We start from the raw sequence: 22401 nt of genomic DNA on the forward strand, positions 1-22401 counted from the left end.
TCTCCGGCCGCCGCCGACTCGGCCGCCAGTGCGCCAGCGGACGACTGCTCAGCGTACGGCAGCCACCTGGCCGGCCGCCCGGTCAGTGGCGAAGACCTCCCCCGGAAGGCGCCATCACGATCAAATGCTCCGTGCTGATTCATTTCTGTGGGCCAAGGGCGCGATCATTTAACGGTGAGACGCCGGCGGCCCGGGTGTCAGTGCTGACACCCGGGCCGCCGATCGCGTTCCGCGGACCATCTTCTGCGCTCGGCCAGGGATCAGCCAGGAATCAGCCAGGTTGGTCCGTCACCTGGCCGCCCCGTTCGACGGGCCGCGTCAGAGCCCTGGGGGCCGGGTCAGATCTTGTGGCCCCAGCAGCTCTTCGAGGAGTACCACGGGCTGGTTCCCTGCTGCGCGTACAGGATGTGCGCGCGCTTCCACTGCTCGGCCACGCTCGCGTTCTGCGGGAGGCCCTGCCCACCGACACCGTGCCAGGTGCCCGGCAGGAACTGGAACAGGCCGCCCGCGCCGATCGAGTTGACCGCGTGGGGGTTACCGCCGGACTCGCAGGGCACAACCGCGCTCAGGAAACGGTGTGCGTCCGGACGACCCGCGGCACTGGCGGGCTGTGACATCGCGATTCCGCCGCCGATCGTGGCGGCGAGCAGCGGAGCTACCAGCAGCGCGCGGCCGCGGCGGATGGAACGACTGGTTTTACGAGCACGCGAAGCCATAACGGACAAAGTGATGCCCCTCCCCACGCCTGCGAAGTTAGCTGTCGGGTTCGGGCTGGGATTTACCCGGCCGCACTGTGCGGCTTCACCCCGAGGACGCCGGTGATCGACGCCCGAAGGTTGGTTCCCCCGCTCCCGCCCTGATGTTTGTTGTTCACCGGGCGGGGCAGGATTCGGCGTGACGCCCGGTGCGCGCTTTCCTGAACGAAAGCACGGCGCAGACGTTACACACAACGGACCAACAATTGCCAAGGGTCTGTGACGAGCGCCACACAACCCGGTGGACCATTGAAGATCCTCCGTGGGCGGCGTATCACGCGCGCAGGCGCGTTCCTTCTTACTGGGCAGCCAATTACCGTGACCGCCCCGCCACCGGGACCGAGCACGATGTCGCGTAGCGTGGACGACGCACTCACCTCGGTGCGGGAATTCGGCTCACCGCCCGGGAAGAAGTTGCGCGAGCAGCAAGTTGAAATCGGTCCCGGCGGCGGTCCGAGAACCACCCGGACCAGTCGACAGGCCCCCGATCCGGGCAAGTGGCGATCTCGTCCGTCCTGGGTCAGATCTCCGGATCCGGCTGGGGCGCCACGGAAGCCGGCCGGGGAACCTCGACCTCGGGCGCCGACGACGGAACCGCGGGAACCGGCGGCAGGGCTTCGGGAACCGGCAGCGGCACGACTCCGTGGTGCGCGGTCAGGCCCCCGTCGGCGACCAGCGCCGTCCCGGTGATGTAGGACGACTCGGTGCCGGCCAGGAACCAGACGGCCGAGGCCAGCTCACCCGGCCGCCCCCAGCGCCCCAGCGGAATCCGCCGGCTCACCGCCGCGGCGGACGCCGGATCGGCCCGGTGGCGCGCGGTCAGCGCCGTCTCGGTCAGGCCGGGGGCGACGGCGTTCACCCGGATGTTCTGGGCGGCGTGGTCGAGCGCCGCGGCCCGCACCATGTTGATCACAGCCGCCTTGGACGCGTTGTACGCCCAGTTCCCCGGTTCCCCCTGTAGCCCGCCGCTGGAGGCGGTCACGACGATCGAGCCACCGCCGCCGGCCCGGAGGACGGGAACCACCGAGCGGATCCCGATCGCGACACCCCGCACGTTGACGGCGAGAATCCGGTCCAGCCGGTCGATCGCGCCCGGGGCCTCCCACGGCAGCGTCGCGCCGATCCCGGCGTTGAGCACCGCCGCGTCCAGCCGCCCGAAGCTCACGAGCGCCAGCTCCGCCATGGCGGCCCCGGTCTCCTCGACCGAGACGTCCCCGACCATCGGGACGATCCGCGCCCCCGCCCGATCCCGGGGCAGCTCCGCCAGGCCCGCCTCGTCGACGTCCACCGCGATCACGCCGAACCCCCGCGCGGCGAACAGCTCCACGCACGCCCGCCCGATCCCGGACGCGGCTCCGGTGACGACGACCGCCGAGGTGACCACGCGTCCTCCACGAGCTCCGAGAGATCCCAATGGCCCGCCCGGCCGGCCGGGCGGGCCGGGATCAGCCTGGCGGATCGGGGTGAACGGAGCCGAGCCGGCTCATGACGAAGAGGGAGCGGAATCGGAGCGGGGCAGGATCAGCCGGAACGTGGCGCCGCCGCCCGGTGTCGGCCGGTGCTCCACCCGGCCGCCGTGCGCGGCGGCGACGGCCTCGACGATGGACAGGCCCAGCCCCGTCCCGCCGGCGTCACGGGAGCGGCCGGCGTCGGCCCGGTAGAACCGCTCGAAGACGTGGTCGACGGCGTCGGCGGGGACACCGGGCCCGTGGTCGATCACCGAGACGACGACGGTCTCGGCGGTGGCCGCGACCGCGGCGTCGGTTGTGGTCATGGCGTCGGCGTCGGTGTCGTCCCGGCCGGCGGTGAGGGAGATCGCGGCCTCGGGCGGGGTGTGGACGAGCGCGTTGCGGACGAGGTTCCCGACGGCCTGGCGCAGGCGCCCCTCGTCCCCTGCCACCTCCAGGATCGGCGGGACGTCGACCTCGATCGTCCGTCCCGGGCTGACGGCACGGGCGTCGGCGGCGAGGTCCCGGAGCACGGCGGCCAGATCGACGGGCCCGCGCCCGAGGTCGGGCTGCTGGTCGAGGCGGGCGAGCAGCAGCAGGTCGTCGACCAGCTCGCTCATCCGGGCCGACTCCTCCTCGATGCGCCGCAGGACCATCGCCAGGTCCTCGGGCCGGCTCGCCGCTCCCCGGCGGAACATCTCGGCGTAGCCGCGGATCGACGTCAGCGGCGTGCGCAGTTCATGGCTGGCGTCCCCGACGAAGCGCCGCAGGCGGCGCTCGGAGGCCTCTCGGGCCCGGAACGAAGCCTCGATCTCGGTGAGCATCGTGTTGAAGGCCAGCCCGAGCCGTCCGACCTCGGTGCGGCGGTCCGTGTCGGTGACCCGTCGCGTCAGATCGCCGTCCGCGATCATGCCCGCGGTGTGCTCGATCCGGGCCAGCGGGCGCAGGCCGAGGCGGATGATGACGTAGGCCAGCACGGCCAGCACCGCCAGCATCGTCGCGCTCGCGACGATCTCGATCCTGGTGACGTTGTCGAGGGTGGCCTCCATCTCGGCGAAGGGCACCGCGACGACCAGCACGTCTCCGTCGCCGAAGCGCTCGGCGAGCACCCTGAACCGGTCCCCGCCGCCTTCGGCGGGAACCGTCCACAGCGGGGCGGTCGCCAGGTCGGGCCGCACCGGGGCGGCGGCGAGCAGGCTCGGGGTGACGGCTGGGCGCCGGGTCGGCGCCGCGGGGCCGTTCGGCCCCGGGCTGGTCTCGGCCACCCGCCGCCCGGCGCCGTCGTACAGCGCCCCGTAGGTGCCGACGAGGAAGGCGGTGCCGAACCGTGGCGCCCGGTCGTCGGCGTCGTGGTGGTACAGCGCGTGGTCCGAGTCGCCGGCGAGCAGCGTCTGTTCCATCACCGGGTGGGCGTCGCGCACCTGCCGGTCCAGCCGGCCGAGCAGGTAGGACCCGACGGCGTTCCTGGTGCCGAACGCTCCCAGCACCAGGCCGATCGCCAGCAGGCCGACCAGGGCCAACAGCAGCCGCGCCCGCAACGAGACCACGCGTGAGGACACGCGCGAGGACACGGGCCGGCGACGCGGGAAACCCCGGGGCGGGGGGCGCCCGGGCGGAGCCGGCGGTCTCACCGCGGCAGGCGCAGCACGTAGCCGACCCCGCGCACCGTGTGGATCAGTGCCGGCGGGACGTCGTCGATCTTGCGGCGCAGGTAGCTGACGTAGGTCTCCAGGACCCCGGCGTCGCCGCCGAAGTCGTGCCCCCAGACATGGTCGAGCAGCTGCGCCCGGGTCAGCACCTTGCGGGCGTTGACCAGCAGGTAGTGCAGCAGCCGGTACTCGGTGACGGTCAGCTCCACCAGGCGCCCGGCCCGGCGCACCTCGCGGGTCCGCGGGTCGAGCTCGAGATCGGCGAAGCGCAGCGTCTCCGGCGCGCCGTCGGCCTGCCCGGCCCGGCGCAGGATCGCCCGGACCCGGGCGACCAGCTCACTGACCACGAACGGCTTCGTGACGTAGTCGTCGCCGCCGAGCGTCAGCCCGTGCACCTTGTCCTCGGTGGTGTCGCGGGCGGTCAGGAACAATGTCGGCACGTCCCGCCCCGCCTCGCGCAGCCGCCGGCAGACGGCGAAACCGTCGATGTCGGGCAGCATGACGTCCAGCACGAGCAGGTCGGGCGGCTCCCGCGCGACCCGGGTGAGCGCCGCCTGCCCCGAATGCACGGCGCTCACCTCGAAGCCCTCGTAGCGCAGCGCCATGGCGACGAGATCGGTGATCGCCTCCTCGTCGTCGACGACGAGGACCCGCACGGGACGCTCCATCCCCCCAGTGTCACCGCCCGTCGGAGCGTCCGGCGGCCGGCCTCGAGCCGGTCGTCCGGACAGCCGGCCTCGGAGCTGTCGCGGCGACCGGCCCGGCGACGGTCGTGGTGACCTGGCCCGGGAAGCCGGCGGAGTGCGCCAGCCGCCCGGTGGCGTCGACCGTCAACCACTCCCAGCCCCGCCGGGCGAGGCGTCCGAGCAGGGCCGGCGCCGCCGGCCCGGCGGCGAGGGCGGCGGTGGCGAACGCGTCCGCGAGCGTGGCGTCCGCTCCGACGAGGGTGACCGAGGCCAGGCCGGTCGCCGGTGCGCCGGTGCGCGGGTCGACGACGTGCGCGCCCCGCTCGGCGACCCCGGAGGTCGCGACGGCCAGCTCGGTGCCCTCCACGACGGCGACCAGCCTGGCCCGGTCGAACGGGTCGGCGATCCCGATCCGCCACGGACGTCCCGGCGCCCAGCCCGAGGTGCCCCGCACCCGCAGGTCACCGGCGGCGCTGACGCAGTGGCTCGGGGCACCCGCGGCGGTCAGGACGCTCGACGCGGCGTCGGCCGCCCAGCCCTTGACCAGCCCGGTCGGGTCCAGCGTGCCATCCGCGCGCCAGGCGGGGTCGAACCAGCCGTCGGTCTGGTCCCGACATTCGGCGGCCGCCCGGTACACCTGGCGGACGTGGTCCGGGCAGTCGCCGAGCCTGATCTCGCCACGGCGCAGCCGCGACACCCAGGACGTCGCCCGGAACGTGCTGAAATCCTCGTCGACCCGGTGCAGCAGGCGGACGGCGGCGCCGATCGCCGCGTCCAGACCGGCCGGGTCGAGCGGTGAGCGGACGTCGATGCTGACCACCGTGCCCATCACCGGTTCGGCGTGGCTGCGCCCCGGCCGCGACGGCCGCCCCGGCCGCCCCGGCCGCACGCCGGGGTCGGCGGCGGCCCTAGACACCGGCGGCGTCCAGGGCCGACTGGACGGACTGCGCGTATCCGTAGCTGGTGAACGACGCCCCGGAGATGACGTCGATCTGAGCGCTCTGGGCATCGAGAACCTCCTGGCGCAGCAGCGGCACGGCCTGTTCGTTGATCTCCCGGTCGCGCCGCTCCCGGTCCGGGAGCTGCACCGTCACCACATCGGTTATCTGTTGCCCGGTCAGGACGACCTGGACCTGCACGAGCCCGTACCGCGTGTCGACGGCGTCGCCCGTCACCGTCCGCGCGGTGGTCCCGCCCATCGAGCTCAACCCGGACGAAGTGCCGGAGCTGGCACTCGAGCCCGAGCCCGAGCCGGAGCTCGCGCCGGCGCCCGAGCCGGCGCTGGAGGTCGAGCCGGCGCTGGAGGTCGTGCTGGTCGCCGCCGGCGCCACGGCGAGGGCGGCGGGATGCGCGCCGATGCCCGTCGCCGACTTCGCCCCGACGACGAGGACGACCGCCCCCAGCAGCGAGGCGAAGCCGAGACGCGCCCGGTAGGGCCTGCCTGCGTTCTCGTTCATCTCAGCGTGAACTCCTCAGTATGGATCTGCTCGTCGGACACACCGAGCTCGCGCAGGGCCCGGACGACCGCGAGCGTCATGCCGGCGGGCCCGCAGACGAAGACGTCCCGCTCGGCGACGTCCGGCACGGCGGCGGCCAGATAGCGGGCGGCCAGCGGATCGTGGCCGAGCTCGTGCCGGGAGCCGACCACACGGTGGACCACCACCCGACCGCCGTCCGGACCGCCGACTGCCGGACCGCCGACTGCCGGCCGGCGATCGGACAGCTCGTCGAACTCGTCGCGCAGCGCGAGGTCGGTCGCCCTGCTCGCCCGGTGCACCACCACGACGTCGTCGCCGCGCCCGGCGAGATCCTCGGCGAGCGCCCGAATCGGGGCGATGCCGCCGCCACCGCCGACGAGCAGCGCCCGGCCCCGGGTGGCGTGCTCCGCGGTGAAGTGCCCGAACGGCCCCTCCGCGATGACCGGCGTCCCCGGGCGCAGGTGGGCGATCGCGCGGGAGTGGTCGCCCGCGTCCTTCACGGTGATCCGCAGCCGGTGCGGCTGGGCCGGCGCGGACAGCGAGTACGGGTGGGCGGTGACGGCGTGCCCCCGGGCGGCGAACCGCCAGAGCAGGAACTGCCCCGGCCGGACACCGAGACGATCAAGATCACGTCCACGAATCCACACCGAGACCACGCCGGGCCCCTCGGTGACCACCCGCTCCACGGTCATCCGATGGCGGACGACCGCCGCGACCGGCAGGACCAGCCGCCAGATCACCAGACAGGCCGCCACCGCGACGTACATCCCCTGCCACAGCAGCGTGTTGCCGGGGTGCCCGACGAAATCCGCGCCGGTGGCCGTCTGATGGGAGTACACGAGGAGTACAGCCACGTAGGCGCTCAGGTGCAGCAGGTACCAGATCTCGTAGGAGACGCGGCGCCGTAGCGCGCGGGCGCTGGCCACTCCGACGGTGACGAACAGCAGCGCCCCCGCGGTCGCCTTCCACATCTCCGGGTAGGTCATGATCACCGTGACCAGCTCGGACAGCGGCTGGTGATGCGCGGTCAGGCCATACCCCCACACCACCGTCAGGATGTGGACGGCCATCAGCAGCACGACGTTCGTCCCCAGACCGCGGTGCCAGGCCGCCAGCCGGTCGAACCCGACCGCGCGTTCGAGCCCCGGCACCCGAGCCATGAGCAGGAGCTGCACCAGCATCAGGTAGGCCGCCAGCAGTCCGGCGACCCGTCCCAGCGCCGTCAGGAGGAGGCCGCCGCCGTCGAGGCTCGACGCCGAGGTGTCGAGCCACCACATGGCGACGACCACGACACCCCAGGCCACCAGCCCGACGCGCACTCCGAGTGCCGGCAGTCGGGCCGGCGCGGGCCACCGTCCGCGAACCGCCCGCGGCTCCGGACCGGATTCGGCGGGGCCCGACTCCGGACCGGAGCCCGAAGGATCCGCCGCACGCGGGCGAAAGGGACGGGCGCGAGGTTCCGGCAGGCCGACACTGATCGATCGGCCCGCCCGCGTCGCGCCACCCGGGGAATGCGTGAGGCTCATAGCCTCGGACGATGTGCCCGGACCCTGAGAATCCGCTGTGCGAACCCTCAGAGCTTCCCGGGAAGTCGCCCCGCCCGGCCGAGACGTGCCCGAAAGTCGGTTCCGCCCTGGTCAGCGGGTCGGGGCCTCCCGACGGAAGGCGCTCAGCACCGCCTCGATCTCACCGGCCGAGGTGCCGTGGAACTCCCACAGTCGGCAGGTCTCCACCGTCCCTTCGGGGTCCGCCCGACGTTCGATCTCCAGCACGTCGCCGTGAACACGTGCGTCGGCGACCTCGCTCCACGCGAGACGCAGGTCGTCCGGGAACCGGCGGCACCTGATCCCGTCCGGGCCGATGGTCAGCAGGCCGGGCCGGGTGATCGGCGCGACCAGGGCAGCCGTCCAGACCGCGAACACGACCGACCAGAACGCGGCCGGGATGAAGGCCCAGGTCGGCGGGTCGACGAAACCCTGGACGATCCAGGGGACAGCCGCCCCGACCGCCGCGCCCACGGCCAGGCCGACCCCGACGGCCCGCCCGAGATACGACTCCCCGTACTCGACCGTGCTCCCAGGCCCCGTCAGCCCCGTCAGCCCCGCCAGAGCGTCGGCCAACGCGTCGCGCGCGCCCGGCGCGCCCAGCCGGACGTCGGGATCCTTGTCGATCAGGGAGAGAATCGTCGTGCCGAGCGCCTCGGCCCGTCGCGGCGGTTCCGGCTGGTAGGAGAGCACGGCGGCCACGGTCGCGGCCTCGGTCTCCCGGGCGAACGGCGAGACTCCCTCCGCCGCCGTGTAGAGCGTGACACCGAGGGAGAACAGGTCGCTGGCGGATGTGGCGCGGGCGCCGGAGAAACGCTCCGGCGCCATGTAGGCGAGCGTTCCGAGCGGACTCTGCGTAACGGTGGAATGTGATTCCAGCACGGCCACGCCGAAGTCGACGAGAACGATCCGACCGTCGTCACCCAGGAGAATGTTCGCGGGTTTTACGTCCCGGTGCACGATTCCGGCCGCGTGCGCCGCGACGAGAGCGTTCAGAACCTCCAGGCCGACCCGGGCGACGTCCCGGGCGGCGAGGGGCCCCTCCTGCCCGACGACCTCCGCGAGGGAACGCGACGGAATCCACTCCATCACGATCCAGGGCAGGTCACCCTCGTGGACGACGTCGAGGACGGTCACCACGTTGGGATGGTCGCGCAGCAGCGCGACGACCTTCGCCTCGTGGACCACCCGGGCGAGCAGACCGCTCGACTCCGGGTCGGTCACCGCGGCGTGCAGCCGTATCTCCTTGACCGCGACGTTCACGTCGAGCAGCTCGTCGACCGCGCGCCAGACCGTCCCGTAGGCGCCGGCGCCGAGTCGTTCCGCGAGCCGGTAACGACCGGCGACCAGGCGATCCATCGTCCCCTGCGGATCGGAAACCACAGCCTCCCCAGTCCGCTCATCCGCCGCGCCCCGCGCCGGGCGCCGCCCGCGCGAAAAGTACGTCGGTGCCATCGGCTGGTGTCATCATCTCCAACAAGGCCGCCGTGCGCGGCCGGTACCCGGATACCTGGATGGGAATCGCGCGCGACGGCGCGGCGGCGCGGGATCGAGGACTGACTGGTGTCGGAAAGGCGTCCCATGAAGCGGAGCCCCCCGCCGCACACCCACGACCTGCGGTTTCGGCTTGTCACCCTCACCGCCGGCCGGATAGGGAGAACCGGTTCGTTTCTCTTCGGTGCCGCGGGCCGCGGGTTCCGCCGCTGGTGTGCCCTGCCGGTGGCGGTGCTGGCCGTCGCGGCGACGGGCGCGCTGTTCTTCGCCGTCGACGCCGGCGGCACCGACGCGGCGCAGGCCCACCCCGCGGCTGGGCCACCCGACACGGCGGCCACGGCCTCCGCGCCGCGACGGCCCGCTCCCGGGGAAGCTGGGACGTCCGCCGCGGATTCTCCCGGGACGTCGCCGCCCGACCCGGCCTCGCCCTCTCCCCCGGTCACTCCGGCTCAGTCCCAGCCACCGGCGCAGCCCACACCCCCAGCCGATTCACGTCCCGGGACCGGGGCCGGGGCCGGGGCTGGGGCCGGGGCCGGGGCCGGGGCCGGGGCTGGTTCCGCCGCGCGGGTGATCCCGCCGCCGGCCACCGGACTGACCGCGACGCCCGGCAACGGCTCCGCCCGGGTCTGCTGGAATCCCGCACCCAATGCCACCGGCTACGTCATGTACCACCGGGACACCACCACCGGCGAAGGCTGGTACCGCGTCCCCTACCCCGTCGCCGACACCTGCAGCACCGTCACCCAGCTCACCAACGGCCACACCTACGAGTTCAGGATCCGGTCGAGCAACGCCGACGGCGAAGCCGACTACTCGGGGGCGGTCCAGGCCCGGCCGGCCGGCACGATCCCGCCGCCGGCCACCGGACTGACCGCGACGCCCGGCAACGGCTCCGCCCGGGTCTGCTGGAATCCCGCACCCAATGCCACCGGCTACGTCATGTACCACCGGGACACCACCACCGGCGAAGGCTGGTACCGCGTCCCCTACCCCGTCGCCGACACCTGCAGCACCGTCACCCAGCTCACCAACGGCCACACCTACGAGTTCAGGATCCGGTCGAGCAACGCCGACGGCGAAGCCGACTACTCGGGCACCGCCTCCGCCATGCCCGGCTGACCCGGCCGCCGGTTCCGGTTGGACAAAGCCGACCAACGCCGACCAACGCCGACCCGGACCGGCGCTATCCGAGCTCGACGATCCGGGTGGGATCGAGCGTGATCACGACCCGGTCCTCCTTGGGCCCCTCGAAGGTCTCCAGGCTGCCGCCGTAGAAACCGAGGAGGCGGCTGAGGAACTCCAGGTCGGGGTCATCGGTGATCTCCGCGGTGGCGCGGATCTCCAAGGTCCGGAAGGGATTCCGCGGATCCATGACGAACAGCGTCACCTTCGGATGCGCCAGCAGGTTCCGGTACTTCTGCCGGCTCCTGGACAGCGATGTCCGTACGACGTCACCGTCCAGCATCGCCCAGATGGCGGTGACCTGAGGTTGCCCGTCGGCACCGACCGTGGCGAAGGTGACCGTGTGGGGCTTCGCCAGCAGATCGCGGTGGCTGGGAGAGATGGTCGGCATTCGTAAGCTCCTTCGCTTCGTCTGGCGACGCCTGCCAGGCCGGGCCGGGGCGCTGTCGCATCGACCATAGTCGCCCTCCGGAGGACCCCGAGATCCGCCGCGGATCGGCCCTCGCGGCTTTCCTCCAACCCGCCGCAGCCGAAACGGCGGGTGCGGCACACTGCGTGCAGAGTCCCGGGTGGAGAGGCGGAAAACCAGGTGGACGACAGCGGATGTGTGTTCTGCGCGATTGTCCGCCGTGAGGCCGCGGCGAGCATCGTCCACGAGGACGACACCACCCTGGCCTTCATGGATCATCGGCCGGTGACACCGGGCCATCTCCTGGTCGTACCGAAGGCGCACGCCGTGGGGCTGGAGGATCTGGACGAGCGGGTGGGCGCGGCGGTCTGGCTGGTCGCCCATCGGCTCGGACGCGCGCTGCGTCGATCAGGCCTGCGGTGTGAGGGCGTCAACCTGTTCCTCGCCGACGGCGTGGCCGCCTTCCAGGAAGTCTTCCACGTCCACCTGCATGTTTTTCCGCGCTTCGCCGGAGACGGCTTCCGCCTCGACGCGGACTGGCGCCCGCGTGACCGTGGCGAACTCGACAGGTCCGCCGAGGCGCTGCGCCTAGGCATAACCCGGAGCGGCCCCGCACCCCGTGACGACGCGAGCCCGGACGAAGAATCCCCCCTCTCCGAATCCTCCGTGTCCGAATCCCCCGTCCTCGACGCCCCCGTCTTCGAAATTGCCGAATACAGCGATGCCCATGATGCGATCAGAGCCTACCGCGAGAACGGCGTCGTTATTGTGGACTACCGAGCGGCGGACGAGGCCACCCGGCGCCGGGTGGCCGACATCTGCACCGGCGCGGGCCTCGCCCGCGGGTTCTCCCCGTTCGTTCTAGCCGAAGAGGTCCTGTTTCTGACCACCGAAAGATTCCCGACGAGAAACGAACGACAGAGGTTTCGGTCCTGACTGACAGGGCGCCGCCGCCACGTGACAGGCTGCTGTTTTCCCGGCTCTCTCCGGGCCCGCCGCGTCCTGGCTCAGGAGGCGTCGTCGTAGCCCTCCCGGACGGCGAAGCGGGTCAGCTCGACGCGGTTGCGGAGCTGGAGCTTCCCGAGCACGTTGTGAACGTGGTTCTGGACCGTCCGGTGCGACACACCGAGCTGGCGGGCGGCGTCCCGGGCCGACAGGCCCTTGGCGACCAGCCGGAGCACCTCGACCTCCCGCACGGTCAGCCGCGCGGCCGTGGACGGGCCCGTCGACGAGCCGGCACCCGAGCCGGCACCCGAGCCCGCGCCGGAACTCCGCGCGGCCCGGGAGTTCTCGCCGAGGACGAGCGCGGCCAGCCCGGCGGTGAAGACCGCGGCCCCCCGTGCCGTACGACGCACCGCGTCGACGAGTTCCTCGGGACGGGCCGACTTGAGCAGATAGCCGGACGCTCCGGCCTTGACCGCTTCCAGCACATCGCCCTGCTCCCCGGAGGCGGACACGACGAGCACCGAAGCCGGAGCGCCGGTGAGCGGATACGGCGTCTCAGCCGAGCCGACCAGGGCGCGTATCACCTCGACGCCCGACCCGTCGGGCAGTCCCAGATCCAGGACGACGATCTCGGGCCGGGTCGCCGCCAGCACGCGCAGCGCCTGCGCGACGGAGCCCGCGGTGCCGACGACCGCGAAGCCCGCTTCGGCGAGGTCCCGGCTCAGCGCCTCACGCCACAGCGGGTGGTCGTCGACGACGACCACCCGGCCGCCGCGACGCGCCCCGTCGGGCTCGGCGACCCCGGGCACTCCCACCCCGGGCACCGCGGCTCCGGGCGTTCCGGCCACGGGCACCGCGTCGTCGGCGTCAGCGCGGGACACGAAGCTCGACCTCCGTCCCCTGACCGGGACGGCCGGTGACGACGACGTCACCACCGAGCTGCCGGATCCGTCCGCGGATGGAGACCGCGAGACCCAGCCGGCCCTCCGCGGCGGCCCGCTCGACCCGTCCGGGTTCGATGCCGATCCCGTCGTCACGGACGGTCACGGTCACCGAGTCGCCGTCGTCCTCGAGCAGCAGCCACGCCGAGGCCGCGGGTCCGGCGTGCACGGCGACGTTGCGCAACGCGGCTCGGACGGCGGCGACGACCTCGTCGGCGTGCTCCGCCGGCAGCGGCACCGGCGCGCCCGGGGTGGAGACCGTCACGACCGCGGGCATCTCTCCGGCCGAGGGCCCGCGGGTCGTCCCGGACGGGGCGGGGCCGGCCGGGATCGCCCGTCCCACCGCCACGGTCGAACATGACATCCGCGCCAGCCCCCTCAACAGTGGTTCAAGATCAGCTCTGGGGCGAGCCGGGTTCCCGCGGCCTGGTCCCGTCTCGCGTCCGGGCGGACGTCCCCGCTCAGCAGGCTGAGCGGTCGCGGGGGCACGTAGGAGATCACGCAGCGCCGATTCCTGCGCGGCGGCGAGCCTGGCGACGTCGGCCGCCGCCATCCCGCGCTGCGCCTCGCGCGCGATCAACGCCAGAACCTGGAGCACGCCGTCGTGGACGCCTCGGGCGAGACGCTCCCGCTCGGCGTCCCCGGCCCGCGCCGCCAGCGCGTCGGCCAGCGCGGACTCGGCGCGGATGGCGGTCCGGCTCAGGTAGCCGACGACGATTCCCGACACGACGAACAGGACCGCCGGCCGGACCGAGGAGTCGCTCACCGAACCGCTGGCGACGAAGGAGGCCACGGCCAGCGCCGCACCGCCGGCGGCGCCGCCCAGGGGCCCGCCGGCCAGCGCGGCGCTGAACACGCCGCTCGCCGTCCACAGCGCGGGCAGGACGTCCGTGGACCCGGCCGGGCTCACCGCACCGGCTGTCAGCGCCACGGCGACACAGACCACGACGTCGGCCACGACCAGGCCGTACCGCCGCCACGGCCGCCAGCCGCCGGCCGCCGGCGCGAGCCACGACATGACCACCGACCAGACCGCCAGCACACCGAACCAGGCGAGACCACGCCCCGGATGCGGGGTCTGGCCCAGATCGCGCCCGACCGTCGCGACGGCGTAGGCCGCCGCCACCAGACGGAAGACGGCGAGCGACCGCCACAGCGCGCCACGCGCGCCTTCCGCCGCGCGGAACCGGTCCGCTCCCCGCGACAACCGCACCCGGCGAGTGTGGCAGAAAATCCGAGTTCGAGATGAGTACGGTCGCTCAGGACGGCCGGCTCCAACGCGCCGAAACTAGATCAATGACCCACTCCAAGCCTCTCACCCCCAGGACCACGACCGCGTTCATGGTGCAGGCCGCGCTTTCCTTCGGCGTCTCGGTGGTCGCGGTCACCTACGCGATCGCCCATCTCCCCGGCGACGCGTGGATACGCGGCTTTCTCCTGCTCGGCATGCTGTACATCGTCACGTCCACGTTCACTCTCGCCAAATGCGTCCGGGACCAGCAGGAGGCGTCCGCGGTCATCAGCCGGGTCGACCAGGCCCGCCTGGAGCGTTTCCTCGCCGAACACGATCCCTTCAAGCAGACGGTCGGACACTGACGGACGGGTTCGAACCGGAACGGGCCCGGAACCGTGAGGGGCCTGCCCGAACCGGAACCGTGGCCCTGCCGCTACCAGCCTCGGCGCGGTCTTGGCCGCCGTCGCACCGGTCGCCATGGTGGTCTGGCAGGCGCGCCCCCAGCCGCCGCAGGAAGGGAGAACACCGTGCGGAACCGCGACGTACTGTTCGGGTTCGGGCTCGAGACCGGGGCCGGCGAGGTGGACGCCCTGCTCGCGCACGCGACGCGGGCCGACCGGGACGGGCTCGACCTGGTCACGCTTTCCGATCACCCCTATCTGGCCGACAGACTGGACGCGTACGCCGCGCTCGGCGTCGTCCTGGGCCGGACCACCTCCGTCACCGGCGCGGTGAACGTCACCAACACCCCGAGCCGCCCCGCGCCGATGCTGGCCCGCACGATAAGCGCGTTGTCCGCGCTCTCGGGCGGCCGGGTCGTCCTGGGGGTCGGCGCGGGCGGGCTCTGGTCGGAGATCGCGAAGCTGGGCGTCGAACCGCTGTCACCGGCACGGGCCGTGCGTGCCATGGAGGAAAGCATCACCCTGGTACGGGCACTGACCGGTGGCGGCGATCCGGTGACTTTCGAAGGAGAGTTCCACCGGGTCACCGACCTGGTTCCCTCCCTCCCCCCGACACCCCCGATCTGGACGGGCTCGGTGGGCCCACAGTCATTGGCCGTCACCGGAAGGCTGGCCGACGGGTGGATTCCCGGCCGGGCCGCCGACTGGCTCAGCTCACGGTTCACCGAGTCGCGCCCGCTCATCGACGAGGCAGCCGCGGCGGCCGGCCGGGACCCGGCGGACGTCGCGACCATCTACAACGTGCAGGGCCGCATCACGGCCTCGCCGCTGCCCGCCTTCCGCGACGGCTCCGGCCGCTGGTTCGGCGGATCGGTCGATCAGTGGGTGGACGAGCTGACGTCGGCCGTCCTGGAGCACGGAGCCGCCGGTTTCATCTGCTTCCCGGTCGACGACGGGACCGGGACGGACGTCGCGCTGAGCAGGTGGGCACGAGAGATCGTCCCGGCGGTGCGTGAGGCGATCGCCAGGCCCTGACGGGAGCTGCCGGTGTAGACCGGCCCGGTGCCGGTGCCGGTGCCGGTGCCGGTGCCGGTGGCCGCCGGGTCGCGACTGTCCGCCGCGGGCTCGGCGGGAGACACCGGTGACCACCCCGTGGGGCACCGACGACCGCAGGTGAGCCTTCCGTGCGTGAACGGTGACAACGCGCCGCCATGTTGCTAAAACGGAATCTACTCTCATATAGTCCCGCGAAGCTACCTAGTTCACTTGGCCGGTCGAGATACCAGGGAACCCGGCACCGGGTACGGCGGAGAGGTCGGCGATGGGACGCACGGAGCGTGTGGCGCGAGCGGCAGTCGGATTGGCGCTGGTGACGCTGGTCGCGGGCGCGTGCGGGTCGGCGGGGAACGACGCCGACCCATCGCCGCCGCCCGCGTCGGCAGCCGTGGGGACGGTGGATCTGAGCGGGGTCACGCTCAATGTGATAGACCCCTTGCACCTGGCGGAGGCAGAGCTGGGCCCCGCCGGCGTCGGAGACACTCCCTACAAGGTCAACTACATCTCGGTGGCGAGCGCCGCCGAGACCTCGGCCGCGCTCGCGTCCGGCAAGGGCGACCTCGTCCTCGCCGGAGACGTGGGCTTCGCGACCTTCGCGGCGGCGGGCCTTCCCATCAAGGCCATCCGCGCCGTCGAGATCCCACGGGCCTGGTGCGGCATCGTGGTGCCGGAGGACTCACCGATCCACGGGGTCCGTGATCTGGTGGGCAGGAAGATCGCCAATCTGAAGAGCGCCGGCTCCGAGATCGTGGCGATCAACGCCTTCAAGAAGGAGGGCCTGAGCTACTTCGACGACGCCGAGGTGGTCGACTTCTCCTCGGTGGGCGACGTGGTGGCCGCCTACCGCAGCGGCCAGGTCGACGCGTGGGCCGGCTGCAGCGCACCGGTGTACTTCTTCGTGAACAGCGGGACGGCACGTTTCGTGGTCGACGGCACCACCGGACCGTGGCGTGGCGATGACGTCTGGGCGGCGTCGGACAGCGCCCTGGCGGACCCGGCCAGGGAGGCCGCCGTCGTCGACTTCATCCACCGAGCCGAGGCGGGCTTCGAGTGGGGCAACACCAACGTCGCCCGGGTCGCCGAGATCCAGGCCAAGCTGGTGGGAGCTCCCGCCACGATCCTCGAGGCGCTCTACGCCGTCGGGAAGATCAAGGGCGCCCCCATCAGCAAGGAGATCGTCGACGGGCTGACTCAGACCCACGACCTCGAGGTCGAGCTCGGCAACATCACGGCGGGCGGGAACGACTTCTCCACCTACATCACCGACGAGTACAACACCCGCATCGACAACGGCTGAGCTCGCCGATGAAGATTCTCCCGGCGCTCCGCCGGATCGCGGTGCCGATTCTGTTACTGGTCCTGTGGCAGTCGCTGGCCGCGGCCGACGTGATCGACGAACGGCTCTACTCCTCGCCGCGACGGATCGGCGACACCTTCGTCCAGCTGGTCCGGGACGGGACGCTGCAGGACAACGTCGGAGTCTCGCTCCTGCGCGCGCTCGCCGGGCTGGCGCTGGGCGCCGGGCTGGGCCTGCTGCTCGGCCTGGCCGCGGGGCTGTGGCGGCTCGCGGAGGAGACGGTCGACCTGACGATCCAGATCGTGCGCACCGTGCCGGTGTTCGCGCTGACCGGGCTTTTCATCGTCTGGTTCGGCCTCGGGGAGACCCCGAGAATCGTGCTGATCGCCAGCGCCTGCTTCTTTCCCATGTACCTCAACGTCTACAGCGGGGTACGGGGAGTCGACCGCAGACTGCTCGAGATGTCCGATTCGATGGACGTCGGCCCGCTGACGGCGATGCGGCACGTCCTGCTGCCGGGAGCCCTGCCCTCGGCGCTCGTGGGACTGCGCTTCGCGCTCGCCTACTCCGTGCTGGCACTGGTCATCGCCGAGACGATCAATTCACGCAGCGGTATCGGGTACCTGCTCAGCAGCGCCCAGCAGTACGTGCAGACCGACGTCATCTTCACCTGCGTGCTGCTCTACGGCGTGCTCGGTGTCGTCTCCGACGTCCTGGTGCGCGGGCTCGAGCGGGTGCTCCTGGGCTGGCGCTCGGGGGTGGAGGCACGATGACGGCGCCTGCCCCGGTCCGGGTGACGGGGCTGCGGCGCGCCTACGGACCGACTGTCGTGCTCGACAACCTCGACCTGACCGTCGCCGACGGCGAGTTCGTGTGCCTGCTGGGCCGGAGCGGCTGCGGGAAGACCACGCTGCTGCGCACACTGGCCGGTCTGGACCGGGCCGATCACGGCGTGGTCCAGGTCCCGGAGCGGGTGGCCGTGGTCTTCCAGGAGCCACGCCTGCTGCCGTGGAAGCGGGTCGGGTTCAACGTCCGCTACGGTCTGCCGCCCACCCGTGAGTCGGCGGCGCGGGCGCGGGCGGCGCTGACCGAGGTCGGGCTCGAAGGCCACGCCGGCGCCTGGCCGAAGAGTCTGTCCGGAGGCCAGGCGCAGCGGGTGGCCCTGGCCCGGGCCCTGGTGCGCGAGCCGCGGCTCCTCCTGCTCGACGAGCCCTTCGCCTCGCTCGACGCCCTCACCCGCATCACGATGCAGGGCCTGATCCGGGACCTGGCCGAGCGCCACCGTGCCGCGGCCGTGCTCGTCACCCACGACGTCGACGAGGCGATCCTGCTCGGTCACCGGGTTCTCGTGATGGACGGCGGTGCGTTCACCCACGAGGTCGACACCTCGGCGACCACCCGGAGCCGCCGCGGCGGCGATGACTACGAAACGCTGCGCCGCGACCTGCTGAAACACCTCGGAGTGGAGGAATCATGACGGTTGAACCGTCGGCCACCGGGTCTACGACCACCGAAGCTCCGCCCGCGGAGTCACGGCTGCGGGAGCTGCTCGACAAGCAGGACATCCGGGAAGTCGTGCTGCGCTACGCACGCGGCATCGAGCGCCTGGACACGGCGACCCTGGCGACGGCATTTCACGACGACGTGATCTACGAGCACCACATCGGGGCGCCGTCGCCGTCCCACACCACTGCGCGCGAGCTCGCCGAGCTGATCGTCGAGGCCGCGCGGAAGTCCCCCCTCACGGCGAAGTTCCTCACCGTGCCCAGCACCCTGATCGAGCTGGCGGGGGACGTCGCCTTCGCGGAATCGCACGCCCTCAGCCTCAACGTCTTCACCACGCCGGACGGGGACGTCACCCACTGGCGCGGCATTCGCTGGCTCGACCGCTTCGAACGCCGGGGCACCTGGAAGATCACCCACCGTGTGATCCTGCACAGCGGGTTCGAACGCTACGAGCCCGCCGCGCCCTCCCCCGCCAGCGCGTCCTTCCACCCCGACGGCCAGAGCCGTAACCATCCCGACGACCTCGTCTACCACCTGCGCGAACGGCTCACCCCCGCAGCGGTGTGGAAGTGAGCCGCCGCCGGATCGTCGTGGTCGGTGCCGGTGTCGCCGGCCTGGGCGCGGCCCTGTTCCTCGCCGACACGGGACACGACGTCACCGTCGTCGAGCAGGACTCCATGCCCGAGATCGGCGACGGGGACGAGGCGTTCCAGGCCTGGGAACGCCGTTCCGTCCCGCAGTGGAGGTTCGCGCACAGCTTCTCGGCCCGCTCGCGCAACCTGCTGGAGACGCGCGCGCCCCAGGTGATGACACGCCTGCGAGCCGACGGCATCGAGCTGTTCAACGCCCTGTCGTCGTTTCTGCCCGAAACGGCGCAGCGCCCCGAGGACGCCGAGCTCACCGCGATTCTCTCCCGGCGGCCGGCCTTCGAGCTCGCACTGCGCCGCAGCGTCGAGGCCGACGACCGCATCCGGTTGATCACCCCGGCGCGGGTCGACGGCCTGCTGCTGACGGGCGACGGCCTGCCGCCGGCGAGGGACGGTCTACCGCCGGTGGACGGCGGCAGGCCGCTGGCGGAGGGTGGCACGCCGCCGGTGTCAACGTCACGCCCACGCGTGGGAGGTGTGACGCTGACCGACGGCGCGACGCTTGCCGCCGACCTGGTACTGGACTGCGGCGGCCGCCGGTCACCGGTCACCGGCTGGCTCGCGCGCGCGGGCGTCACCGTCCCGGTGGACCAGCAGGCGTGCGAGTTCACCTACTACTCCCGCTACCTGCGCGCGGTCGGCGACGGACCGGTGACGAGGGGCTTCCCCAGGGCCGACCTCGGCTACCTGATCTGCTGGACCTTCCCCGGGGACCACGGGACCTACGGTGTGGCGATCGGCGGCCCGCCCTGGGACAAGGAGTTCAAGGTGCTGCGCCACAACCGGGCCTGGGAACGGCTCGCCGGCAGCGTGCCGGCCATCGCCGGGTGGGTCGATCCCGTCACCGGCGGCGTGCCGCTCCACGACGTCCAGGTGATGGCCGGGCTCACCAACCAGCGACGGCACTTCGTGGTCGACGGCGAGGTGCTGGTGGCGGGGCTGCTCGTCCTGGGCGACGCGCTGTGCACGACGAACCCGTTCTTCGGCTGGGGCGCGTCGCTCGCCCTGACCCACGCCGCGGCCGCGGCCGACGCGCTCGCCGAACACGGCAGCGGCAGCGGCAGCGACGGCGACGGCGACGGCGTTGCGGCCCTGACAGCGGCCTACTACGACGGTGTGAACGCCGAGGCGTCGTCGCTGTTCCGGTCAGCCTCGACGATGGACCGGCTGCGCTCCTACCGGTGGCGCGGAGTACCCGTGCCCGACGCGGACACCGAGGCGGCCGAGGAGGAGGACCTCATCACCCGGGGCCTGCTGCCCGCGGCGACCAAGGATCCGGATCTGCTGCGCGCGCTCATGCGGCGGATGGCCCTGCTCGACTCGGTGGACACACTGTTCGACGACCCACTGGTGCGGGCCAAGGCGGAGGCCGAGCGGGCGCGGGGCATCGAGGGTGCCGCCGGGGCGGGCCCGTCCCGCGAGGAGGCGCTCGCGCTGCTGGCGTCGGTGGGCCGACCCCCCGCGCCACCGGCCTCAGCCGGCTGACCCACCCGCGCCACCGGCCTCAGCGGGCGAGGCACCCGTAGCGCGCCAGCCCGCGCTCAGATCGCGGCGGGCCACCAGTCGTCCGACCACGACGTCGCGCGGAGGCCACCGTCAGGCTGCGGGATCCGCCGGACCAGCCGGCGGTACCGCACCCGCCAGCCCTCGTCCGTACGGACCAGGACGTCGAGGCAGTCCCCGGAGGTGACCGTCGAGTCCGGGCGCACCGCGAGGTAGCGGCTGCGCGCCCTGACCGACCCGTCCGCGTTCTCGAACAGGACGGTGTCGTGGGTGTGATGGTCGGGCCGCGGGTAGTCGGCGGGAAGCTGGCTGAGCTGCTGCTGGAACTCGCTCAGTGTGAGCCCCTGGTCGCCCTCGCCGCCCGTCGGCACGAACCGCAGGTCGGCCGTGAACACCGTGTGGAACAGGTCGCTCCGCCGGTTGTCGATGACGTGGATCGAGAGCGCGATCGTCTGCCGGACGGCCTCGACGTCGGCGGGTTGAAGCACACGGGGGACGACCGTCATACGGAAGAGGCTATCGTTTCGTCTCTCTCGATGCCCTCCAGTGCCAGCACCAGGAGCCGGTCGGCGTACGCGCCGCCGTCCTGGACCTGTTCGGCCGCCCACGCGACCGAGCAGGACAGGAGCAGCAGATCCTCGACCGACACGTCGCGCCGGAGGGTGCCCGCCCGCTTGGCCCGGTAGACCAGCCGCCCGAAGGACTCGTGCATGGCCTGGCAGGGAGCCGCCACCCGCTCCTCGACCGCCATGATCGCGGCGGACTGGGCCGACAGACCCCGGAACCTGCTCACCGCCGCGACCAGCTCCAGCAACCAGCGGCGAACAGCACCGCCAGCGTCCAGATCCGGTTCCCCGAGCAGCTCGTCGGCACGAACGGCGAGGTGAGTGAACTCCTCCGCGACGACGCCGGCCAGCAGGGCCCGGCGGGTGGGGAAATGCCGGTACAGCGTGCCGACGCCGACACCGGCCAGCTTGGCGATGCTCTCCGGAGACGCGTCCACGCCCTCGCGCTCGAACGTCTCGCGCGCCACCTCGAGCAGCCGCCGCTCGTTGCGCGCGGCGTCCGCACGGCGCGCCCGCGCCGCCTCCGGCGGGCCCGACGCGACCTCCGGCCGGGTTCCCGCGGCCTCACTCATCGACAGCCGCTCCCGACCCGGCACATCGGCCGCCAGCCGCCCCGGAACCGCCTGACCGAGCCGACACCTGCCACAGGAGCGCACGCATCATAACCTGAAGAGACTATCGGATCCGGTCAGCCTTCACCGCTCCGCTGCGGCGGCCTGACCCTGCCCCTCGACCTCCCCGACCGTCGAAGGTCACAAAGCGTTCCGTCCCCTCGCCGCTGGCGCGGCCTGATCGGCCATCATCGCGGCTGTGCCCAGAGTGCGACGATCACCCGGTACCCGGACCGCTCTCGACGTCCTCCGCGGGTTGTCGCGACCCACTGACCCGGACGCCGTGGCCAAGGTGGTGGCGGAGATGGACGCCGGTCGACTCGTCGGACAGCCCGTGGCCGTCACCTGTTTCCTACGCGGTGCCGCGGAAGTCTTCCCACATCGTTGGCGTAACGGTGTCCTGCTTCTCGACGGTCGCACGTTGACATGGCGTCCCTCGCTCCGGCGCCAGAACCGAGCCATCCGCCTGCCGTCTCGGCTTGACGTGGAGCAGGTACGCGAGGTCCGGGGAACCGAGGGGTACCTGATTCAGGCCGTCCTGTTCAGGATCGTGGTCTGCCAGGCGACGTCAGGCCGGGTGGAACCTGACGTACCGATCCCTGACGTTCCACTCGTCCTGCGTGCGATTCTTGCGGTGCGACGCGACCAGGGCACCTCGGCACCCGCTGTTCTCGGCGCACGCCTGCTCACTCTGGTGGACACCGGGATCTCGGCAGGGGTTCCGGCCGCCGAGACGGTCGCGGAGATCAACCGCCAGGCAGACAGTGCGATTACCGACGGAGTGGGCGTCAGCGCGCTCGACCCGCAGGCGTATCAGCTGGCGCAGATCGAGCTCCTGGCGGCCCAGATCCCGGCACTACGCAGGCTTGCAGATTCCTCCGGAGACGCGCGCGTCACTCGATACGCAGATGTCCTGAGTGCGATGTACGAAAAGCTCGAGGGCGACCTCGCGGGTGACGATCCACAGGCCGGGCCCTCGCCCGCGTTCTTGTCACCCCTGAATGAACTGATCGAGATCAGACGGGAGCTGGGTATTCCCGACCAGTAGC

General features: G+C 72.3%; 22 protein-coding genes, 1 pseudogene and 1 riboswitch. Of the genes and pseudogenes, 10 read left to right on the forward strand and 13 right to left on the reverse strand.

All coding sequences use genetic code 11. From position 1 onward, the window contains the following. Positions 1 to 338 precede the first annotated feature (338 nt). From B056_RS0103305 to B056_RS39240, 8 genes are all read right to left on the reverse strand, one after another. The gene (locus tag B056_RS0103305; RefSeq protein WP_026239270.1) at positions 339 to 716 is read right to left on the reverse strand and encodes a transglycosylase family protein; all 378 of its coding nucleotides are present in this window, start codon (positions 714 to 716) and stop codon (positions 339 to 341) included. A gap of 11 nt (positions 717 to 727) precedes the next feature. Next, a riboswitch (cyclic di-AMP (ydaO/yuaA leader) is annotated at positions 728 to 905 on the reverse strand. A gap of 370 nt (positions 906 to 1275) precedes the next feature. Further along, positions 1276 to 2139, reverse strand: coding sequence for an SDR family NAD(P)-dependent oxidoreductase (locus B056_RS0103310; protein ID WP_018500480.1), 864 nt, complete (start codon positions 2137 to 2139; stop codon positions 1276 to 1278). Positions 2140 to 2238: 99 nt separating this feature from the next. Then, positions 2239 to 3762, reverse strand: a complete 1524-nt coding sequence (locus B056_RS0103315) for a sensor histidine kinase (protein WP_230202799.1) — start codon at positions 3760 to 3762, stop codon at positions 2239 to 2241. Between the two features lie 68 nt (positions 3763 to 3830). Beyond that, the gene (locus tag B056_RS0103320; RefSeq protein WP_018500482.1) at positions 3831 to 4520 is read right to left on the reverse strand and encodes a response regulator transcription factor; all 690 of its coding nucleotides are present in this window, start codon (positions 4518 to 4520) and stop codon (positions 3831 to 3833) included. Positions 4521 to 4530: 10 nt separating this feature from the next. Continuing rightward, a complete protein-coding gene (locus B056_RS0103325) occupies positions 4531 to 5367 on the reverse strand; it encodes an FAD:protein FMN transferase (protein WP_035749952.1) in 837 nt (278 codons plus the stop codon). A 79-nt stretch (positions 5368 to 5446) separates the two neighbouring features. Next, on the reverse strand, positions 5447 to 5995 hold the full coding sequence (locus B056_RS39925; protein WP_026239272.1) for an FMN-binding protein: 549 nt from the start codon (positions 5993 to 5995) through the stop codon (positions 5447 to 5449). Next, a complete protein-coding gene (locus B056_RS0103335; protein WP_018500486.1) occupies positions 5992 to 7335 on the reverse strand; it encodes a ferredoxin reductase family protein in 1344 nt (447 codons plus the stop codon). The genes B056_RS39925 and B056_RS0103335 overlap by 4 nt, the downstream gene beginning before the upstream one ends. A 318-nt stretch (positions 7336 to 7653) precedes the next feature. Further along, positions 7654 to 8919, reverse strand: coding sequence for a serine/threonine-protein kinase (locus tag B056_RS39240; protein WP_051105516.1), 1266 nt, complete (start codon positions 8917 to 8919; stop codon positions 7654 to 7656). A 222-nt stretch (positions 8920 to 9141) separates the two neighbouring features. Between B056_RS39240 and B056_RS42320 the strand changes: the two genes are divergently transcribed. Then, positions 9142 to 10173: a fibronectin type III domain-containing protein gene (locus B056_RS42320; RefSeq protein ID WP_018500487.1), complete on the forward strand. Its 1032-nt coding sequence runs from the start codon at positions 9142 to 9144 to the stop codon at positions 10171 to 10173. Between the two features lie 64 nt (positions 10174 to 10237). Here B056_RS42320 and B056_RS0103350 read toward each other — a convergent pair whose 3' ends face one another. Continuing rightward, the gene (locus tag B056_RS0103350; RefSeq protein ID WP_018500488.1) at positions 10238 to 10627 is read right to left on the reverse strand and encodes a PPOX class F420-dependent oxidoreductase; all 390 of its coding nucleotides are present in this window, start codon (positions 10625 to 10627) and stop codon (positions 10238 to 10240) included. A gap of 198 nt (positions 10628 to 10825) precedes the next feature. Here B056_RS0103350 and B056_RS45910 point away from each other — a divergent pair. Then, a pseudogene (locus B056_RS45910) lies at positions 10826 to 11260 on the forward strand (HIT family protein); the annotation flags it as partial. 392 nt (positions 11261 to 11652) lie between these two features. Here B056_RS45910 and B056_RS0103360 read toward each other — a convergent pair. Both B056_RS0103360 and macS read right to left on the reverse strand, forming a co-directional pair. Continuing rightward, positions 11653 to 12471, reverse strand: a complete 819-nt coding sequence (locus tag B056_RS0103360) for a response regulator (protein ID WP_018500490.1) — start codon at positions 12469 to 12471, stop codon at positions 11653 to 11655. Beyond that, positions 12458 to 13744, reverse strand: coding sequence for a MacS family sensor histidine kinase (macS, locus tag B056_RS0103365; RefSeq protein WP_018500491.1), 1287 nt, complete (start codon positions 13742 to 13744; stop codon positions 12458 to 12460). Before macS ends, B056_RS0103360 begins: the two co-directional genes overlap by 14 nt. Positions 13745 to 13827: 83 nt before the next feature. Between macS and B056_RS0103370 the strand changes: the two genes are divergently transcribed. The 7 genes from B056_RS0103370 to B056_RS0103400 all read left to right on the forward strand — a co-directional run bounded on the left by B056_RS0103370 (position 13828) and on the right by B056_RS0103400 (position 20157). After that, the gene (locus B056_RS0103370; protein WP_018500492.1) at positions 13828 to 14127 is read left to right on the forward strand and encodes a YiaA/YiaB family inner membrane protein; all 300 of its coding nucleotides are present in this window, start codon (positions 13828 to 13830) and stop codon (positions 14125 to 14127) included. A 165-nt stretch (positions 14128 to 14292) separates the two neighbouring features. Beyond that, positions 14293 to 15201, forward strand: a complete 909-nt coding sequence (locus tag B056_RS0103375) for an LLM class flavin-dependent oxidoreductase (protein ID WP_018500493.1) — start codon at positions 14293 to 14295, stop codon at positions 15199 to 15201. A gap of 334 nt (positions 15202 to 15535) precedes the next feature. Next, positions 15536 to 16519, forward strand: a complete 984-nt coding sequence (locus B056_RS0103380) for an ABC transporter substrate-binding protein (RefSeq protein ID WP_230202800.1) — start codon at positions 15536 to 15538, stop codon at positions 16517 to 16519. An 8-nt stretch (positions 16520 to 16527) separates the two neighbouring features. Continuing rightward, positions 16528 to 17292, forward strand: coding sequence for an ABC transporter permease (locus tag B056_RS0103385; protein ID WP_018500495.1), 765 nt, complete (start codon positions 16528 to 16530; stop codon positions 17290 to 17292). Then, positions 17289 to 17996, forward strand: coding sequence for an ABC transporter ATP-binding protein (locus B056_RS0103390; protein ID WP_026239275.1), 708 nt, complete (start codon positions 17289 to 17291; stop codon positions 17994 to 17996). Before B056_RS0103385 ends, B056_RS0103390 begins: the two co-directional genes overlap by 4 nt. Continuing rightward, the gene (locus B056_RS0103395; protein WP_018500497.1) at positions 17993 to 18598 is read left to right on the forward strand and encodes a nuclear transport factor 2 family protein; all 606 of its coding nucleotides are present in this window, start codon (positions 17993 to 17995) and stop codon (positions 18596 to 18598) included. Before B056_RS0103390 ends, B056_RS0103395 begins: the two co-directional genes overlap by 4 nt. Continuing rightward, positions 18595 to 20157 carry an FAD-dependent oxidoreductase gene (locus B056_RS0103400; protein WP_018500498.1) on the forward strand — a complete coding sequence of 521 codons (1563 nt, stop codon included), beginning with the start codon at positions 18595 to 18597 and terminating at the stop codon, positions 20155 to 20157. Before B056_RS0103395 ends, B056_RS0103400 begins: the two co-directional genes overlap by 4 nt. A gap of 56 nt (positions 20158 to 20213) precedes the next feature. On the opposite strand, the gene B056_RS34945 is transcribed toward B056_RS0103400, so the two are convergent. Both B056_RS34945 and B056_RS0103410 read right to left on the reverse strand, forming a co-directional pair. Beyond that, complete coding sequence (locus tag B056_RS34945) at positions 20214 to 20681, reverse strand: nuclear transport factor 2 family protein (protein ID WP_018500499.1); 468 nt, start codon at positions 20679 to 20681, stop codon at positions 20214 to 20216. Further along, the gene (locus B056_RS0103410) at positions 20678 to 21313 is read right to left on the reverse strand and encodes a TetR/AcrR family transcriptional regulator (protein WP_018500500.1); all 636 of its coding nucleotides are present in this window, start codon (positions 21311 to 21313) and stop codon (positions 20678 to 20680) included. The genes B056_RS34945 and B056_RS0103410 overlap by 4 nt, the downstream gene beginning before the upstream one ends. A gap of 322 nt (positions 21314 to 21635) precedes the next feature. Here B056_RS0103410 and B056_RS43435 point away from each other — a divergent pair, with 322 nt between their 5' ends. After that, complete coding sequence (locus tag B056_RS43435) at positions 21636 to 22400, forward strand: hypothetical protein (RefSeq protein WP_020572291.1); 765 nt, start codon at positions 21636 to 21638, stop codon at positions 22398 to 22400. The last annotated feature ends 1 nt before the right edge of the window (position 22401 follow it).

This window comes from Parafrankia discariae (assembly GCF_000373365.1).
GTDB classification, from domain to species: Bacteria; Actinomycetota; Actinomycetes; order Frankiales; family Frankiaceae; genus Parafrankia; species Parafrankia discariae.

What these genes read in the sequence shown, in the direction of transcription:
- B056_RS0103305 (WP_026239270.1), bottom strand. Translation starts at nt 716, where the DNA reads ATGGCTTCGCGTGCTCGTAAAACCAGTCGTTCCATCCGCCGCGGCCGC.
- B056_RS0103320 (WP_018500482.1), bottom strand. Translation starts at nt 4,520, where the DNA reads ATGGAGCGTCCCGTGCGGGTCCTCGTCGTCGACGACGAGGAGGCGATC.
- B056_RS0103325 (WP_035749952.1), bottom strand. Translation starts at nt 5,367, where the DNA reads ATGGGCACGGTGGTCAGCATCGACGTCCGCTCACCGCTCGACCCGGCC.
- B056_RS39925 (WP_026239272.1), bottom strand. Translation starts at nt 5,995, where the DNA reads ATGAACGAGAACGCAGGCAGGCCCTACCGGGCGCGTCTCGGCTTCGCC.
- B056_RS39240 (WP_051105516.1), bottom strand. Translation starts at nt 8,919, where the DNA reads ATGGATCGCCTGGTCGCCGGTCGTTACCGGCTCGCGGAACGACTCGGC.
- B056_RS42320 (WP_018500487.1), top strand. Translation starts at nt 9,142, where the DNA reads ATGAAGCGGAGCCCCCCGCCGCACACCCACGACCTGCGGTTTCGGCTT.
- B056_RS0103350 (WP_018500488.1), bottom strand. Translation starts at nt 10,627, where the DNA reads ATGCCGACCATCTCTCCCAGCCACCGCGATCTGCTGGCGAAGCCCCAC.
- B056_RS0103370 (WP_018500492.1), top strand. Translation starts at nt 13,828, where the DNA reads ATGACCCACTCCAAGCCTCTCACCCCCAGGACCACGACCGCGTTCATG.
- B056_RS0103385 (WP_018500495.1), top strand. Translation starts at nt 16,528, where the DNA reads ATGAAGATTCTCCCGGCGCTCCGCCGGATCGCGGTGCCGATTCTGTTA.
- B056_RS0103390 (WP_026239275.1), top strand. Translation starts at nt 17,289, where the DNA reads ATGACGGCGCCTGCCCCGGTCCGGGTGACGGGGCTGCGGCGCGCCTAC.
- B056_RS0103395 (WP_018500497.1), top strand. Translation starts at nt 17,993, where the DNA reads ATGACGGTTGAACCGTCGGCCACCGGGTCTACGACCACCGAAGCTCCG.
- B056_RS34945 (WP_018500499.1), bottom strand. Translation starts at nt 20,681, where the DNA reads ATGACGGTCGTCCCCCGTGTGCTTCAACCCGCCGACGTCGAGGCCGTC.
- B056_RS0103410 (WP_018500500.1), bottom strand. Translation starts at nt 21,313, where the DNA reads ATGAGTGAGGCCGCGGGAACCCGGCCGGAGGTCGCGTCGGGCCCGCCG.